Below are 15,188 nucleotides of genomic sequence, written 5' to 3'. Positions count from 1 at the left end.
AGGCTGGCCCTGATGTAAGCTGGGCAGGAGCAAGGAGCGCGCGCAATGCTGCAGGTGAGACAGGACGTTCTCGGCGAGCGGTTCGGCTTGCAGCGCGCCGCTTTCGAGAAACAGCCCTTCCCGGACCTGGGCGTGCGGAAGGATCGCCTGAAGCGCCTGCTGGCGCTGACCGAGCGGCACGAAGCCGACATTTGCGCCGCGATCAACGCTGATTTCGGCAGCCGCTCGACTCACGAGACCCGCCTCGCCGAATTGTTTGTCGTGCGTGCCGGCATCCGTCACGCGCTGTCTCACCTGAAAGGCTGGATGCGGGAGCGTCGCGTCGCCACCACCTTGCCGTTCCTGCCGGGCAAGAATCGCCTCGTGCCGCAGCCGCTCGGCGTCGTTGGCATCGTCTCGCCATGGAACTACCCCTTCCAGCTCGCCGTCGCGCCGGTCACGGCAGCGCTTGCCGCCGGCAATCGCGTGCTGGTCAAGCCGTCCGAACTGACGCCGGCTTTCTCGGAGTTGTTGGCCAGATTGGCCGCCGAGCATTTTTCGCCCGACGAGTTGAGCGTCATCACCGGCGATGCCGAGATGGGCAAGGCCTTCGTGTCGATGCCGTTCGATCATCTGCTGTTCACCGGTTCGACCACGGTCGGCCGCCAGGTCGCGATCGCCGCTGCCGCCAACCTGACCCCGGTCACGCTCGAGCTCGGTGGCAAGTCGCCGGCGATCTTCGATCCCTCCTGCGATCTCGATGCGGCAACAGCCAGCATTGCCTATGGCAAGCTGCTCAATGCCGGACAGACCTGCATCGCGCCGGACTATCTGCTGGTGCCCAAGGGGCAGGCAGGCACGGTCACGGCCAAGCTCGCAGCCACGGTGGCGCGGCTCTACCCCACGCTGCGCGACAATCCCGACTACACCGCCATCATCAGCGACCGGCACTTCCAGCGCCTGCGCGCCATGATCGCGGAAGCCCGCGATGCCGGCGCTACCATCACCGAAATCAACCCGGCCGGCGAAGACCTCGGCACGACAAGCCGGAAATTCGTGCCGACCCTGGTCAGCAATGCCGGCCCGGACCTGCGGCTGATGCGCGAGGAGATTTTCGGCCCGGTGCTGCCCATCGTCGAATACGCCACGGTCGACGAGGCGATCAGCCATGTGAACCAGGCCGATCGGCCGCTGGCGCTCTATTGGTTCGGCAATGACAGCGCCAACCGCCAGCGCATCCTGCGCGAGACCGTCGCCGGCGGTGTCACCGTCGACGACTGCATGCTGCATCTGGTGCAGGAGAACCAGCCCTTCGGCGGCGTCGGCGCCAGCGGCATGGGCGCCTATCACGGCGAATGGGGCTTCCGCACCTTCAGTAACGAGAAGCCGGTTTTCCTGCAGTCGCGGCTGAGCGCCGGCGCCCTGCTGCGCCCGCCCTATGGCAAGACGTTCGAGCGGCTTTTCGGCCTGCTCAGGCATATCACCTGACCAATCTCGCCGCTTCCATGACGGATTGGTAGGGCGAACGGCGGCAATACCAGCCAACACGGCCCTATTATTACGTTTGACGCATATTCCCTCTGGATTCAGCCGGGATTTGCTGTCTTTCTGCAAAGTCGTTTCCGAAACTTGTCTCCCTCTCCAAATCACACCTGACGGACTCGCCTGGTCATGGATTTGCCCGCGCCGCTGTTGATTTTTTATGTCCGCAACGACGCCCTCGGAGATGGGTTGCTGAGGATACCAGCCTTGCGGGCGGCAAGAACGGCCTTCCCACAAAGCCATATTGTCTATGGCTGCCAGGGCAAGTCTTCGCTCACGGGCATGTTGCGCAAGCATGCCGCTCCTCTCGTCGACGACTTCAGGATGAAGCCGCTCTCCGACATTCTCGCTGAATTCGCACAGCCGGGCAGACAGAAGACGGTCGTCGACTTCCGCACAGGCGTCCCCGGACTGATGGTGACCGGATTGCAGCTTCTCGGCCGCGGTGTTCACTACGAGCCCAATTTTGCCGGCTATCTCCTGTCGCTGCGCCGGGGCACCAGATGGACCTTGCGGCCCGAACACAATGCCTGGCGCTATCACCGGCTGATCGAGCGCCTCGCCGGCCGGCACCTGCCATTCGACCACAGGCTCGATGTTCCGCACTCCGCCCGGACCATGGCGCGCCGGCTCGTCGGCGCGGACAACCGTCCGCTGGTCCTGCTTGGCGGCAACGCCAGGAGCAACAAGTTCATGAGCGAGGACCAGATATCAGCCATTTCAGGCAATCTCATCGATGCCGGCTACCACGTGCTGTATCTGGTGACACCCGGTGACGGACCGACGCCGCAGGCCCTGGTAGCCAGGGAGAGCCGTCTCTCGGTGGTTGGTCCGGAACTTGGGCTCGATGTCGAGGCGTTCGGCGACCTCCTGCTGGCGCTTGGCGAGATGGCTGCCGCCTATGTCGGCATGGAAGGCGGCCTTGGACACCTGTTCGCCACCGTCATGACGCCGACGGTGATCGTCAACAACGGCGCCAATCTGGAGCGGTGGCGGCCGCTGTCGAACATGGTCGAGGTGGTGACGGCGCCGAGACGCGGACGAAGGGCTAACGTCGCCGATGCACCGGTCGAAGCCATTCTCGAGGCCACGCATCGCTTGCTTGCCGCCAGCCGTCGCGACCACCCGGCGCCGGCATTAAGTTTATCTTCACTATGATCCGGCAGGTTTCCAATCCTGCGGTGATGTTCTTGAGTACCGCGGCGCCACTGGCGCCCAGGCAACAAACCCGCGCCTTGTCCGAGGCGCGGGTTCCCTATCGAGGAACCGTTTGGCCGGCAACGCCAGGCTGCCGCCCACGATGTGACCTTCCATCATCGGCTGTCCAGCGGCGCGTGGATCAGCGATCCTCCTCCGGCGGCGAAACACGTGTCATCCGCCGACGGCCGACCGGCTGCTCGGGCACGGCCAAGCTTTGCCGGACAATGCGCGGCGCATGCGCCGCAGCCTCCACGGCGGGCAGCAGCCCGGCCGGTTGAAATCGTGCAGCCCAGGGCTGCCGCATGGCGGTCGTGCATGGTTCTGATTCCCTGTCGAATTCGTTACGCTCGAACGCGAACTGCCTCCGAGAGCGTCTCCGGTGCGAATTTCAGGCAGCGAGCCCAAGTCTGCTGGAGAGGTCGCAGAAATCCTCATGCGACAGATGTGGCCGCGCCGCGAACTCGATGACGGCGGCGAACGCCTCGGCAGGCGCCGAGACCTTCATGCCTCCCAGAAGCGCGGCACGCTCGCTGCGGTTCATGGCGGGAATCATCAGGCGCATGAAGGCGAGGTTCTTTTCCGGCGTGAGCGACCCGATGATCGCCATTTCGATGCCTTGCAGTTCGGCATCCGTGAAGTTCGCCCAAAGTTGCGGCGCGGTTACCGTCTCCTCCTCATGCATATGTTCGAGATCGTGTCCGACAAAGACCGTGAAAGCGATGTAGAGCCGGCGACCAAGGCTGGCTCGGGCATCAAGGGGTGCCTCCTCGATCGCCCGGATCATGTCCTCGAGTTCGGCAAAGGCAAGCCGATGATCGTCGTGCTGGTGCTCGAGGCGATCGGTCGAAGCCTGCACGCGCGCTTCGAGTGGCTGGTGGATATACCGGTCCTCATGGGCAAGATGGCTGGCTCCAAGCATAAGGATCGTACGAAGGTCGGCCAGCAATGGTGCGGTCGCCGCGACATCGTCGAAATCCGCGCCGCCCAGGCGCGCAAGCAATTCGCATTGGGCCTTGCGAAGACCTTTGTGGATCAGGCCATAAAGATCATAGCGGCCATTGAGGTCTGGTATTCTTGCATGTGTCATTGAAGGTCTCCCGTCTGTGCGGCGTCCCGATTGTCACGATGACTGATCGCGCCGGCTTCGCGAGGCCTTCTATTCAAGGGCTGAAGAACATGCTTCCTAAATGCTTCCTAAGCGAGCATGCCTGTTCCTAAAACTTTCCTATCCGATTAGACTGTTTGCACGTAGGCAATGGGGCGGCCTTGATCAGCAAGGAAATAGACGACCTGCTCGCAGGTCCGGTGATGATACTCGTATCCACACGCAATGCCGCGTTTCGCCCAGCCATCGGCCGCGGCACCGGCGCCGCGCATATCGCGAGCCTCGGATGCATCGACGTGCTCGTATCGCGGACCCAATGGCCCGAAGTTGTCGAGAACGCCGCCTTGGGTGCGCCGGTGGCGGTCACCATGGTACGCCCGCACGACTATCGCGCCTTCCAGGTCAAGGGCAGCATCCTGGCGGTGTCACCGGCCGACGATGCCGACAGGGCGAGAGCGCAAAACTATATTTCCGAGATGCTGGTGGTGATGGAGGCGCTTGGCGTGACCCCGCATCAACTCTCTCATACCCTCGTCGACAGTGATCTGCTTCGCATCCGTTTTCAGCCCACCGATGTCTTTTCGCAGTCACCCGGCCCCGGTGCGGGCGAGAGGCTCCGGACGAACTCGCCATGATCTCCCTCAGCGACATCCGCGACAGTTTTGAAGGTGTCATTCCATCGGTGATCGCGACCAGCGATGGCGATGGCATACCCAACATCTCGTACCTGTCTCATGTCTATTACGTCGATGAGAGCCATGTCGCGCTTTCGAACCAGTTCTTTTCCAAGACGGCCGCCAATGTCCGCGCCAGCGGCGTTGCCACGCTGATGGTTGTCGATGGACGAAGCGGCGTCCATCACATGCTCGATCTGGAATTCCTGCATGCGCTCGATCATGGCGAACTGTTCGAACGCATAAAGTCACATCTTTCGGTGATGAGTGCGCAACAGGGAATGGCGGGGGTCATGAAACTGCGCTCCGCCGACCTGTACTTCGTGCGCGATTGCCGCGCGGTGGTCGGCGTCGTCCCGCCTGAACATCGCAATCCGGCCCCCGCGACAACGAACCACCTGCCCAAGGCCGCGCTTCTTGCCGCCGCCATCGGCTCGGAAGCCGATGCCGATGTGATGCTGGACAAGGCCCTGGCCGGACTTGAGAGCAGCTTCGACTATCGGCATGCGATGGTTTTGGTGCCCGACGAGACCGCTCAGCGGCTAAGCACTCTGGCGAGTCGCGGATACAGCAGCCTTGGTGTCGGCGCGGAGATCGCGTTTGGTGAAGGCGTGATCGGCATCGCGGCCGCTACGCGCCAGCCGGTTCGTATCTGTGACCTGCGGCGTTCCCAACGCTATGCCTCAGCCATACTTTCGGCGTCTGACCGCACACGCCATATCCCACTTCCCGGACTTGCCGGTCCGCGCAGCCAGATGGCGGTGCCAATGCTTGCCCAGGGAAAATTGCGAGGCGTGCTGTTTATCGAGTCCGAGGCCAGTTTCGCTTTCGGCCATCAGGATGAAGACGCCCTGATGCTGGTCGCGAGCCAATTGGCCGCGGGATTGCGGCTTGCCGAACTGGAAGGTGGCCACCAGGCCAATGCCTTCGCGAAGTCGACGCAAGGCGGATATGCCTCGGATCAAGCCGGAGCACCCTCGTTCAAGATAAGATACTTCGCTTTCGACGACAGTGTCTTTATCGATGACGACTATCTGATCAAAGGCGTCCCTGGGCGGCTCCTGATCCACCTCGTCCGCACCTTCCTCGCCACGGGACGCCGCGACTTCTCCAATCGCGAGATCAGGCGGGACGCAACGCTCCGGCTGCCTGATATCAAGGACAATCTTGAAACCAGGCTCATCCTTCTGCGTCGGCGCCTTGACGAGAAAAGCGCACCGATCCGGCTGCTGCGGCCCGAGCGTGGGCATATCAGGCTGGACCTTGCCGGCGTGCCGCTGCTGGAAGCCGAGGCGTGATCCTTCCCGGTTAGCGCCCTCAGGCGAGGAAGTCAGCCCTGTGCGGCGCAAAGCTGTCGACCAGCCGCCCCGCTTCGAGCGCCTTGACGCCATGCACGAGGCCGGATGGCACGATGAAACTGCCACCGGCCTCAAGGATCTCCGTCAGCCCGTCGATGGTCACCTCGAAGCGACCCTCGGCGACGTAACTTGACTGGACATGCGGATGCGAATGCAGCGCACCGACACCGCCCTTGTCGAAGCCGAACTCCACCAGCATCAATTCATCGGTGGAGAGGAGAACGCGCCGCCTGTTGCCGTCGGGCGTCGGCGTCCAGGGTGCCTCGCCGGCATGGGCGAATATCTTCGTCATCGTCATCTCCTTGCCGTGAGTGGCCGGCCAACGCCGACCAGGCACGTTCCGTCAGAGCCGATAGGCTTTCTTGGCAAGCGTATAGGCCAATTCCCCGGCGAGTTCATGCGCCTCTTCCTCGCGTAGCCGGTGCTCGGCGACGAGCCGCGCCAGGAATGCGCAGTCGACCCGCCGCGCCACATCGTGACGGGCCGGGATCGAGGGAAAGGCGCGGGTGTCGTCGTTGAAGCCGACAGTGTTGTAGAAGCCTGCCGTCTCCGTGGTCATCTCGCGAAGCCTGCGCATGCCTTCCGGACTGTCGTGGAACCACCAGGCCGGACCGAGCCTGAGCGCCGGGTAGACGCCGGCCAGCGGCGCCAGCTCGCGCGCATAGCTGCTTTCGTCAAGCGTGAAGACAACCACGGTAAGATCACGCTCCAGCCCGACGCAGTCGAGAAGCGGCTTCAGCGCCGTCACATAGTCCGTCCGTGTCGGGATATCGAAGCCCTTGTCGCGGCCGAACCTCTGGAAGACAGAAGCCGAATGGTTGCGCTGGGAGCCTGGATGGATCTGCAGCACCAGCCCGTCATCCCTGCTCATCTTGGCCATCTCGGTCAGCATCTGGGCGCGAAACAGCTTTCGCTCGCGCTCGTCATCCGAGCCACGGCGAATGCGGTTGAACAGCTCCTCGGCCGCCGCATCGGAAAGGTTGGCGGTCTCGGCTGTCGGATGGCCGTGATCGGACGAAGTCGCGCCGAAGCCTTTGAAGAAGGCGCGCCGCTGGCGATGCGCGTCGAGATAGCCGGCCCAACTGCCGGTGTCGCAGCCGGTGATCTCGCCCAACCGGTCGAGATTGGCCGCAAACCCTTCGAAATCGGGATCGACAACCGAATCCGGCCGGTAGGCGGTGACGACACGGCCCGCCCAGCCGCTGTCGCGGATCATCTGGTGCCATTTGAGGTCGTCGAGCGCGCCTTCCGTCGTGGCGATCACCTCGATGTTGAAGCGCTCGAACAGAGCGCGCGGACGGAAATTCTCCCACTGCAGCACCGTCGCGATCGTGTCGTAATGGCGGTCGGCGGTCTCGGCGCTCAGCGGCTCTTCGATGCCGAACAGATGCGCCAGCACATGGTCGAACCACAGCCGGGTCGGCGTGCCCCGGAACAGGTAATAGTGCTCGGCAAAGCGCCGCCAGATCGTCCTGCCGTCGGTCTCGACCGGAGCGCCGTCCAGGGTCGCCACGCCGAGATCCTCCAGCCGCACGCCCTGGCTGAACAGCATGCGGAAGATGTAGTGGTCGGGCACGATGAGCAATTGTGCCGGATCCGGGAACGGCTCGTTCAGCGCATACCAGCGCGGATCGGTGTGACCGTGCGGGCTGACGATGGGCAGGTTCTTGACGCCGGCATAGAGGTCGCGGGCAAGCGAGCGCGAATGCGCTTCAGGCGGAAAAAGCAGGTCCGGATCGATCAGCGCGACCATGGGAAAGCAGCTCCTTCCAGTTGGGTATCGGTACGTTCGGACTAAAGCGATGTCAACGTGCCCCGGCAAAGCGGCATCCTTGCGGCAGGCGGACGTAGGTGTTACGCCGCCTCTCATCCGCCGCGTCCCCAAAGACCTCAGCCCCGGTATCGTGATGACCAGAAGCCATCTGTCCAACGCAACACTGCAACGGCTGCCCGCAGCCGCCGGAATCCCCGCATATGACCGCGGCCGCGTTGCTCCCGGCATCGTGCATCTCGGCGTCGGTGCCTTCCACCGAGCCCATCAGGCCGCCTATGTCGACGATTGCCTGGCGGCGGGCGAAACGGACTGGAGCATCATCGGCGTCTCCTTGCGCAGCACCGACACGCGCGACGCGCTGGCGCCGCAGGACGGGCTCTACACGCTGGCGGTTCGCAGCAGCGGTGAGGAGGAGCTGCGCGTCATCGGCTCGATCCAGTCGATGCTTGTGGCGCCGGAAGATCCGGCTGCGGTACTGGCCGCGCTGATCGATCCGCGCACCCGCATCGTCACGCTGACAATCACCGAGAAGGCCTATCTCAGGGCCGCGGGCGGCGGGCTGGACGCCGCTCACCCCGACATCGCCCACGATCTGGCCAATCCGCGAATGCCGAAGACGGCGCATGGTTTTCTCGCCGAGGCGCTTGCTCAACGACTGGCAGCCGGCACCCCGCCCTTCACCGTGCTCTGCTGCGACAACCTGCCTGCCAATGGCGCCACCTTGCATCGGCTGCTGACCGAATTCGCCGCGCTGCGCGATGCCAAGCTTGCCACAGCGGACGGTACCGGTCTCTTCGACCATATCGCAGGCCAGGTCGCGTTTCCGTCGAGCATGGTCGACCGGATCGTGCCGGCAACGACCGACGCCGACCGGGCACGCGTCGCTGGCGAACTCGGTGTCGACGATGCCTGGCCCGTCATGACCGAGCCATTCCGCCAATGGGTGATCGAGGACAATTTTTCCGCCGGCCGGCCGGCCTGGGAAAAGTTCGGCGTCACCATGGTCGGCGATGTCGGCCCCTTCGAGGACATGAAGCTCAGGCTTCTCAACGGTGCGCATTCGGGCATTGCCTATCTCGGCCTGCTCAGCGGCCACGCCACGGTCGACCGGGCTTTTGCCGATCCGGCGATCCGGCAATTTGTCGACGGGCTCTGGGCCGAAGCCATCCCGACATTGCCGGAGGATGCCGGGCTCGACACGACAACCTACACAGCCGAGCTTGCCGAGCGTTTTTCCAACACCGCGCTCGCCCATCGCACGGCGCAGATCGCCAATGACGGCAGCCAGAAACTGCCGCAGCGCATCATCGCGTCCGCCATCGAGTGCCTCGAAGCAGGTACCGAGTTCGTGCATCTCACGCTGGTGGTGGCGGCCTGGATCGCCGCCTGTGCCGCGCGCGGCAAAACCTTGCCCGAAAACCATTTCACCGATCCGCTCGACGCGGCACTGACGGCGCTTTTGGATCAGCAGCTACCGGCGAACGAAACCGTGACAGCAGTGTTCGACCTGGCCGGCTTTGCCGGAGATCACGCCGAGCGCCAGACGCTGATCGAACTCACGGCCGTGCATCTGGTGCACCTGCGACGCGATGGTCCAAGATTGGCCTTCGCTGCCTTGGGGATTTAAACAAAAAAGCGAGGCAAGGCCCCGCTTTTTATCAACTCATCTGGTGCGAACTTCAGGCCGGCAGAAGCGCGCCTTCCAGCGTGGTGAGCTGGCTGAGGAACTGCTCGGCCTTGCTGCGCGCCTGGTCGTCCTTGGCGTCGGTGGCATCTTCCTTGGCTTCCTGGATACGGCGAGCGAGATCGGCCCGGTCGACATCCTTCACCGCCACAGCCGATTCCGCCAGCAGCGTGCAGCCCGCCGGAACGATGTCGGCGAAACCGCCGAACACGACATAGCGTTCTTCACCGCCCGAGGCGGTCTTCACCGTGACGACACCCGGCTTGATCGTGGTCATGACCGGCGCGTGATGCGCCATCACGGTCATCTCGCCTTCGGCGCCGGGAATGACGACGGATTCGACCTCGGCGGAAACCAGCAGGCGCTCCGGCGAGACCAGTTCGAATTTGAAAGCTTCAGCCATGTCAATTTAGTGAGTAGGGAATAGTGAGTAGGGAAGTAGGGAGAAAGGGCAATTGCCCCGGTCACCCGCCTGCCATTCACTACTGACTACTGACTACTCCCTATTCCCTTGATTAAGCCGCTTCAGCCGCCAGGCGCTGTGCCTTCTCGACCGCTTCCTCGATGCCGCCGACCATGTAGAAGGCGGCCTCCGGCAGATGATCGTAGTCGCCGTTGCAGAGGCCCTTGAAGCCCTTGATGGTGTCGGCGAGATCGACGAGCTTGCCTGGCGCGCCGGTGAACACTTCGGCGACGAAGAAGGGCTGCGACAGGAAGCGCTCGATCTTGCGGGCGCGGGCCACCGTCTGCTTGTCCTCTTCCGACAGCTCGTCCATGCCCAGGATGGCGATGATGTCCTGCAGCGACTTGTAGCGCTGGAGGATCGACTGCACCTGACGGGCAACGGCATAGTGCTCGTCGCCGACAACCAGCGGGTCGAGCATGCGCGAGGTCGAGTCCAGCGGATCGACCGCCGGATAGATGCCCTTCTCGGCGATGGCGCGGTTCAGCGTCGTCGTCGCGTCAAGGTGGGCAAACGAGGTCGCCGGCGCAGGATCGGTCAAGTCGTCGGCCGGCACGTAAATGGCCTGCACCGAGGTGATCGAGCCCTTGGTAGTGGTGGTGATGCGTTCCTGCAGCGCGCCCATGTCGGTGGCGAGCGTCGGCTGATAGCCGACGGCCGACGGGATACGGCCGAGCAGAGCCGACACTTCCGAACCCGCCTGCGTGAAGCGGAAGATGTTGTCGACGAAGAACAGCACGTCCTGGCCCTGGTCGCGGAAATATTCCGCGACCGTCAGGCCGGTCAGGCCGACGCGGGCGCGCGCGCCCGGCGGCTCGTTCATCTGGCCGTACACCAGGGCCGCCTTCGAGCCCTCGCCGCCGCCCTTCTTGTTGACGCCGGATTCGATGAACTCGTGATAGAGATCGTTGCCTTCGCGGGTGCGCTCGCCGACGCCGGCGAACACCGAATAGCCGCCATGCGCCTTGGCGATGTTGTTGATCAGTTCCTGGATCAGCACGGTCTTGCCGACGCCGGCGCCGCCGAACAGGCCGATCTTGCCGCCCTTGGCGTAAGGTGCCAGCAGGTCGAGCACCTTGATGCCGGTGATCAGGATCTGCGCTTCCGTCGACTGCTCGACATAGGCCGGGGCCGGCTGGTGGATCGACCGCATCTCGGTCGCGTCGACCGGGCCTTCTTCGTCGACCGGCTCGCCGATGACATTGATGATGCGGCCGAGCATGCCCGGGCCGACCGGCACGGAGATCGGGCCGCCGGTGTCTCGCACTTCCTGGCCGCGCACCAGGCCTTCGGTGGAGTCCATGGCGATGCAGCGCACGGTGTTCTCGCCCAGATGCTGGGCAACTTCGAGCACGAGGCGGTTACCGACGTTCGTGGTCTCGATCGCGTTCAAGATCGGCGGCAGGTGATCGCCGAACTGCACGTCGACGACGGCGCCGATGACCTGGCGGACCTTGCCGACAACGCCGGTTGCCTTGGTGGCAACGGCCGAGGTCTTGGCCGCGGCGGCCTTGGCGGGCGCTGCCGCCGTCTTGGCTGGAGCTGCCTTGGCGGCTGCTGCCGGAGCCTTGGCCGCCTTCGCGGGGGCTGCGGTCTTCGCGGCTGCGGCCTTGGGGGCTGCCGTCTTGGGGGTCGCTGCTTTCGCCATCGTCTTTACCCTTTTCGTCCTTTGTTTCTTACGCGGTCCGGTCGCGGGCAGATTGACCCGCGAACCGCGCCTAGAGCGCCTCGGCGCCCGAAATGATTTCGATCAGTTCCTTGGTGATCTGCGCCTGCCGCTGGCGGTTGTAGGTGATCGACAGCTTGTTGATCATCTCGCCGGCGTTGCGCGTCGCATTGTCCATGGCGCTCATCTTGGCGCCCATCTCGCCGGCCGCGTTTTCGAGCAGCGCCCGGAAAACCTGCACGGAGATGTTGCGCGGGATGAGGTCGGAGAGGATTTCACCCGGCTCCGGCTCGTACTCGTAGACGGCGCTGGCGCCATCCGCCGCAGCGGCCGGAGCCGAAGCGACGCCGGCCGGAATGATCTGCTGCGCGGTCGGAACCTGGCTGATCACCGACTTGAACTGCGAATAGAACAGCGTGCAGACGTCGAAGGCACCCTCGCTGAAGAGGTGGATGACCTTCTTGGCGATCGCGTCGGCATTGACGAAGCCGAGCGTCTTGACCTCGCGCAGGTCGACACGATCGAGGATCATCGCTGCATAGTCGCGGCGCAGTATGTCGAAGCCCTTCTTGCCGACGCAGATGATCTTGACCTGCTTGCCGTCGGCCAGAAGCCGGCGGATATGGTCGCGGGCGTGACGGGCGATCTGGGAATTGAAGCCGCCGCACAGGCCGCGCTCGGCGGTGCAGACGACGAGCAGATGCACGTCGTCCTTGCCGGTTCCGGTCATCAGCGCCGGGGCATCGCCGCCACCGCCGATCGCCTGGGTGATGTTGGCCAGCACGGAACCCATGCGCTCCGAATAGGGGCGCGCCGCTTCCGCGGCCTCTTGCGCACGGCGCAGCTTCGCCGCGGCGACCATCTGCATCGCCTTGGTGATTTTCTGCGTCGCCTTGACCGAGGCGATACGGTTACGAAGGTCTTTTAATGAAGGCATGCTTCAAACCTGATCCCGTCTTGTCGCTTCGCTCAGGCGAAGGTCTTGGCGAAAGCGTCGATCTCTGCCTTCAGCTTGGCGCGCAGATCGTCCGACAGCGCCTTTTCCTTGCGGATGGCGTCGAGAACGTCCTTGCCGGCCGCACGCATGTGGCTGAGCAGGCCATGCTCGAACTTGCCGACCTGGTTGACCGGCAGCTTGTCGAGATAGCCGTTGACACCGGCGAAGATCACCGCGACCTGCTCTTCCGTCTTCAGCGGCGAGAACTGCGGCTGCTTCAGAAGTTCGGTCAGGCGCGATCCGCGGTTGAGCAGACGCTGCGTGGCGGCATCGAGGTCCGAGCCGAACTGCGCGAAGGCCGCCATTTCGCGGTACTGCGCGAGCTCGCCCTTGATCGAGCCGGCAACCTGCTTCATCGCCTTGATCTGCGCGGCCGAGCCCACGCGGCTGACCGACAGACCGACGTTCACCGCAGGACGGATGCCCTGGAAGAACAGGTTGGTTTCGAGGAAGATCTGGCCGTCGGTGATCGAGATCACGTTGGTCGGGATATATGCCGACACGTCGTTGGCCTGCGTCTCGATGACCGGCAGCGCGGTCAGCGAACCACCGCCCAGATCGTCATTGAGCTTGGCGGCGCGCTCGAGCAAGCGCGAGTGCAGGTAGAAGACGTCGCCCGGATAGGCTTCGCGGCCCGGCGGGCGGCGCAGGAGCAGCGACATCTGGCGATAGGCGACGGCCTGCTTCGACAGATCGTCGTAGCTGATCAGCGCATGCATGCCGTTGTCGCGGAAATATTCGCCCATCGTGGCGCCGGCGAACGGCGCCAGGAACTGCATCGGCGCCGGATCGGACGCGGTGGCGGCGACGATGATCGAATATTCGAGCGCGCCGCGCTCTTCCAGCACCTTGACGAACTGCGCGACGGTCGAACGCTTCTGGCCGACGGCGACGTAGACGCAGTAGAGCTTTTCCTTCTCGGGACCGTTGTCGTGCACCGACTTCTGGTTGAGCATCGTGTCGAGAATGATGGCGGTCTTGCCGGTCTGGCGATCGCCGATGACGAGCTCGCGCTGGCCACGGCCGACCGGGATCAGCGCGTCGATGGCCTTGAGGCCGGTCGACATCGGCTCGTTCACCGATTTGCGCGGAATGATGCCGGGCGCCTTGACGTCGACGCGCTTGCGCTCGATCGCCTTGATCGGGCCCTTGCCGTCGATCGGATTGCCGAGCGCGTCGACGACGCGGCCGAGCAGGCCCGGACCGACCGGAACGTCGACGATGGCGCCGGTCCGCTTGACGATGTCGCCTTCCTTGATGTCGCGGTCGGCGCCGAAGATGACGACGCCGACATTGTCGGCTTCGAGGTTGAGCGCCATGCCGCGGATGCCGCCGGGGAATTCGACCATTTCGCCGGCCTGGACATTGTCGAGGCCGTAGACGCGGGCGATACCGTCACCGACGGACAGCACCTGTCCAACTTCGGAGACCTCGGCCTCCTTGCCGAAATTCTTGATCTGGTCTTTCAGAATTGCGGAAATTTCCGCGGCGCGGATGTCCATCAGCCGACCTCTTTCAGTGCAAGCTTGAGCGAATTGAGTTTGGTTTTGAGCGACGTATCGATCTGGCGCGAGCCCATCTTGACCACCAGCCCGCCGAGCAGCGACGGATCGACGGTGACGGAGATGGCCACGTCCTTGCCGGCAACACCTTTCAGCGCCGCCTTGAGTTCGGTCTGCTGGGCGGCCGTCAGCTCGTGAGCCGACGTCACTTCGGCAGCGGTCTCGCCACGGTGTTCGGCAGCGATCTGGCGGAACGCCTTGATCATGCCGGGCACCGCGAACAGCCGGCGGTTGCGGGCGACGACGCGCAGGAAATTGCCGGCGAGGCTGGTGATCCCGGCCTTGTCGGCGATCGCCGCGATAGCCTTGGCCTGGTCCTCGCTGGAGAACACCGGGCTGTTGATCAGCCGGGTCAGGTCGGCGCTGCCCGCGAGCATCGCCTCGAAACTGTTGAGGTCGGCCTCGACCTTGGCCACGGAATTTGCCTGCAGGGCGAGTTCGAACAGCGAACCCGCATAGCGTTCTGCGACACCTGAGATTGGCGATGACGATTGAGCCACGGACCGTCTTTTCTCTTGTCTGACAGGCCGCAGATTGTTGGCGCGAGCAAAAACTCTGGCTAAATCTTTGACCTTACTGCATTTTTTCAAGCACGGAGGCGCGGCTTCCGCTATCCCCGGCCGAAAGTCGATTGCCGTCTAGCACAGGCATTTTAAGACCGCAATGCGTCGTTCCGCATGCTTTTCAGGCACTATTGTCGCATCCAGCGAAAGACTCGGGTCTCGCGCGCCGGAATACGCTTGGATTCAGGGCACAAAGCCGAAGGCAAAGGCAAGCGGCAACGCCGCCAGGACCAATTCCACCACAATGGAAACCCAATTGAAAGGTGTGTTGGCGCCGTCGGACATCATCGACAGCAGCCGGCCGAAGGCGGTGAACAGCCAGGAGAAGCCGAGCGCCATGTAAATCAGCGGCTGCGCCAGAAGGATACAGCACAGGCCGACGCCAAGATAAAAGCCCGACATCCTGCCGCGTCCCTCGGCGATCGCCGCCGCCTTCTCGGGCTTGGCCTGCAGGCGCAGGATGCGAAAGGCCAGGCCCGGCGCCAGGAAAAACAGAAGACCGAGCAGCACGGTGAAGACGGCACTCGACCAGGCCAGCCATTCGCCCTGGCTCGTCGGCCATGGAAGCGCAAAATCCATTTTGTCCCCTCGAAATGCCTGTTTTGAAATTGCGGACATTCT

At 63.7% G+C, this 15,188-nt stretch carries 14 protein-coding genes; 5 read left to right on the top strand and 9 right to left on the bottom strand.

Annotated features, from left to right (window positions below; genetic code table 11):
- Positions 1–45 precede the first annotated feature (45 nt).
- Both AC07UC_RS06860 and AC07UC_RS06855 read left to right on the top strand, forming a co-directional pair.
- Entirely contained in the window at positions 46–1,467 is a 1,422-nt protein-coding gene (locus AC07UC_RS06860; protein WP_494904790.1) for a coniferyl aldehyde dehydrogenase, read from the top strand.
- A gap of 261 nt (positions 1,468–1,728) precedes the next feature.
- Positions 1,729–2,679, top strand: a complete 951-nt coding sequence (locus AC07UC_RS06855; protein WP_202325496.1) for a glycosyltransferase family 9 protein — start codon at positions 1,729–1,731, stop codon at positions 2,677–2,679.
- Positions 2,680–3,109: 430 nt separating this feature from the next.
- Here AC07UC_RS06855 and AC07UC_RS06850 read toward each other — a convergent pair whose 3' ends face one another.
- Positions 3,110–3,808 carry a hemerythrin domain-containing protein gene (locus AC07UC_RS06850; protein ID WP_494904788.1) on the bottom strand — a complete coding sequence of 233 codons (699 nt, stop codon included), beginning with the start codon at positions 3,806–3,808 and terminating at the stop codon, positions 3,110–3,112.
- Between the two features lie 179 nt (positions 3,809–3,987).
- Between AC07UC_RS06850 and AC07UC_RS06845 the strand changes: the two genes are divergently transcribed.
- Both AC07UC_RS06845 and AC07UC_RS06840 read left to right on the top strand, forming a co-directional pair.
- Positions 3,988–4,461, top strand: coding sequence for a hypothetical protein (locus tag AC07UC_RS06845; protein ID WP_494904786.1), 474 nt, complete (start codon positions 3,988–3,990; stop codon positions 4,459–4,461).
- Entirely contained in the window at positions 4,458–5,798 is a 1,341-nt protein-coding gene (locus AC07UC_RS06840) for a GAF domain-containing protein (RefSeq protein ID WP_494904784.1), read from the top strand. Before AC07UC_RS06845 ends, AC07UC_RS06840 begins: the two co-directional genes overlap by 4 nt.
- 19 nt (positions 5,799–5,817) lie before the next feature.
- Here the strand turns inward: AC07UC_RS06840 and AC07UC_RS06835 are convergent, their stop codons facing one another.
- Both AC07UC_RS06835 and uxaC read right to left on the bottom strand, forming a co-directional pair.
- The gene (locus AC07UC_RS06835; RefSeq protein ID WP_140776649.1) at positions 5,818–6,156 is read right to left on the bottom strand and encodes a cupin domain-containing protein; all 339 of its coding nucleotides are present in this window, start codon (positions 6,154–6,156) and stop codon (positions 5,818–5,820) included.
- A gap of 45 nt (positions 6,157–6,201) precedes the next feature.
- Positions 6,202–7,611, bottom strand: a complete 1,410-nt coding sequence (gene uxaC / locus AC07UC_RS06830) for a glucuronate isomerase (protein ID WP_494904782.1) — start codon at positions 7,609–7,611, stop codon at positions 6,202–6,204.
- A gap of 154 nt (positions 7,612–7,765) precedes the next feature.
- On the opposite strand from uxaC, the gene AC07UC_RS06825 reads away from it, so the two are divergent.
- On the top strand, positions 7,766–9,259 hold the full coding sequence (locus AC07UC_RS06825) for a mannitol dehydrogenase family protein (RefSeq protein WP_494904780.1): 1,494 nt from the start codon (positions 7,766–7,768) through the stop codon (positions 9,257–9,259).
- Positions 9,260–9,311: 52 nt separating this feature from the next.
- Here the strand turns inward: AC07UC_RS06825 and AC07UC_RS06820 are convergent, their stop codons facing one another.
- The 6 genes from AC07UC_RS06820 to AC07UC_RS06795 form a co-directional block, all read right to left on the bottom strand.
- A complete protein-coding gene (locus AC07UC_RS06820; RefSeq protein WP_140776657.1) occupies positions 9,312–9,719 on the bottom strand; it encodes a F0F1 ATP synthase subunit epsilon in 408 nt (135 codons plus the stop codon).
- Positions 9,720–9,831: 112 nt separating this feature from the next.
- The gene (gene atpD, locus AC07UC_RS06815) at positions 9,832–11,427 is read right to left on the bottom strand and encodes a F0F1 ATP synthase subunit beta (RefSeq protein ID WP_140776659.1); all 1,596 of its coding nucleotides are present in this window, start codon (positions 11,425–11,427) and stop codon (positions 9,832–9,834) included.
- Positions 11,428–11,497: 70 nt separating this feature from the next.
- Positions 11,498–12,382 carry a F0F1 ATP synthase subunit gamma gene (locus tag AC07UC_RS06810; RefSeq protein ID WP_140776661.1) on the bottom strand — a complete coding sequence of 295 codons (885 nt, stop codon included), beginning with the start codon at positions 12,380–12,382 and terminating at the stop codon, positions 11,498–11,500.
- A gap of 32 nt (positions 12,383–12,414) precedes the next feature.
- The gene (atpA, locus tag AC07UC_RS06805) at positions 12,415–13,944 is read right to left on the bottom strand and encodes a F0F1 ATP synthase subunit alpha (RefSeq protein WP_095204821.1); all 1,530 of its coding nucleotides are present in this window, start codon (positions 13,942–13,944) and stop codon (positions 12,415–12,417) included.
- On the bottom strand, positions 13,944–14,504 hold the full coding sequence (locus AC07UC_RS06800) for a F0F1 ATP synthase subunit delta (protein WP_140776663.1): 561 nt from the start codon (positions 14,502–14,504) through the stop codon (positions 13,944–13,946). Before AC07UC_RS06800 ends, atpA begins: the two co-directional genes overlap by 1 nt.
- 246 nt (positions 14,505–14,750) lie before the next feature.
- Positions 14,751–15,146 carry an AGROH133_08824 family phage infection protein gene (locus AC07UC_RS06795; RefSeq protein ID WP_202325487.1) on the bottom strand — a complete coding sequence of 132 codons (396 nt, stop codon included), beginning with the start codon at positions 15,144–15,146 and terminating at the stop codon, positions 14,751–14,753.
- Positions 15,147–15,188 lie beyond the last annotated feature (42 nt).

This window comes from Mesorhizobium sp. GW821-FHT04C10, from assembly GCF_059420305.1.
The sequence above is the reverse complement of the archived record's forward strand: the minus strand, read 5'-3'. Positions and strand labels throughout refer to the sequence as shown.

Bases quoted from the DNA above. Each gene is read 5' to 3' on its own strand.
- AC07UC_RS06860 (WP_494904790.1), top strand. From the start codon at position 46: ATGCTGCAGGTGAGACAGGACGTTCTCGGCGAGCGGTTCGGCTTGCAG.
- AC07UC_RS06850 (WP_494904788.1), bottom strand. From the start codon at position 3,808: ATGACACATGCAAGAATACCAGACCTCAATGGCCGCTATGATCTTTAT.
- AC07UC_RS06840 (WP_494904784.1), top strand. From the start codon at position 4,458: ATGATCTCCCTCAGCGACATCCGCGACAGTTTTGAAGGTGTCATTCCA.
- AC07UC_RS06835 (WP_140776649.1), bottom strand. From the start codon at position 6,156: ATGACGATGACGAAGATATTCGCCCATGCCGGCGAGGCACCCTGGACG.
- uxaC (WP_494904782.1), bottom strand. From the start codon at position 7,611: ATGGTCGCGCTGATCGATCCGGACCTGCTTTTTCCGCCTGAAGCGCAT.
- AC07UC_RS06825 (WP_494904780.1), top strand. From the start codon at position 7,766: ATGACCAGAAGCCATCTGTCCAACGCAACACTGCAACGGCTGCCCGCA.
- AC07UC_RS06820 (WP_140776657.1), bottom strand. From the start codon at position 9,719: ATGGCTGAAGCTTTCAAATTCGAACTGGTCTCGCCGGAGCGCCTGCTG.
- atpD (WP_140776659.1), bottom strand. From the start codon at position 11,427: ATGGCGAAAGCAGCGACCCCCAAGACGGCAGCCCCCAAGGCCGCAGCC.
- AC07UC_RS06810 (WP_140776661.1), bottom strand. From the start codon at position 12,382: ATGCCTTCATTAAAAGACCTTCGTAACCGTATCGCCTCGGTCAAGGCG.
- atpA (WP_095204821.1), bottom strand. From the start codon at position 13,944: ATGGACATCCGCGCCGCGGAAATTTCCGCAATTCTGAAAGACCAGATC.
- AC07UC_RS06795 (WP_202325487.1), bottom strand. From the start codon at position 15,146: ATGGATTTTGCGCTTCCATGGCCGACGAGCCAGGGCGAATGGCTGGCC.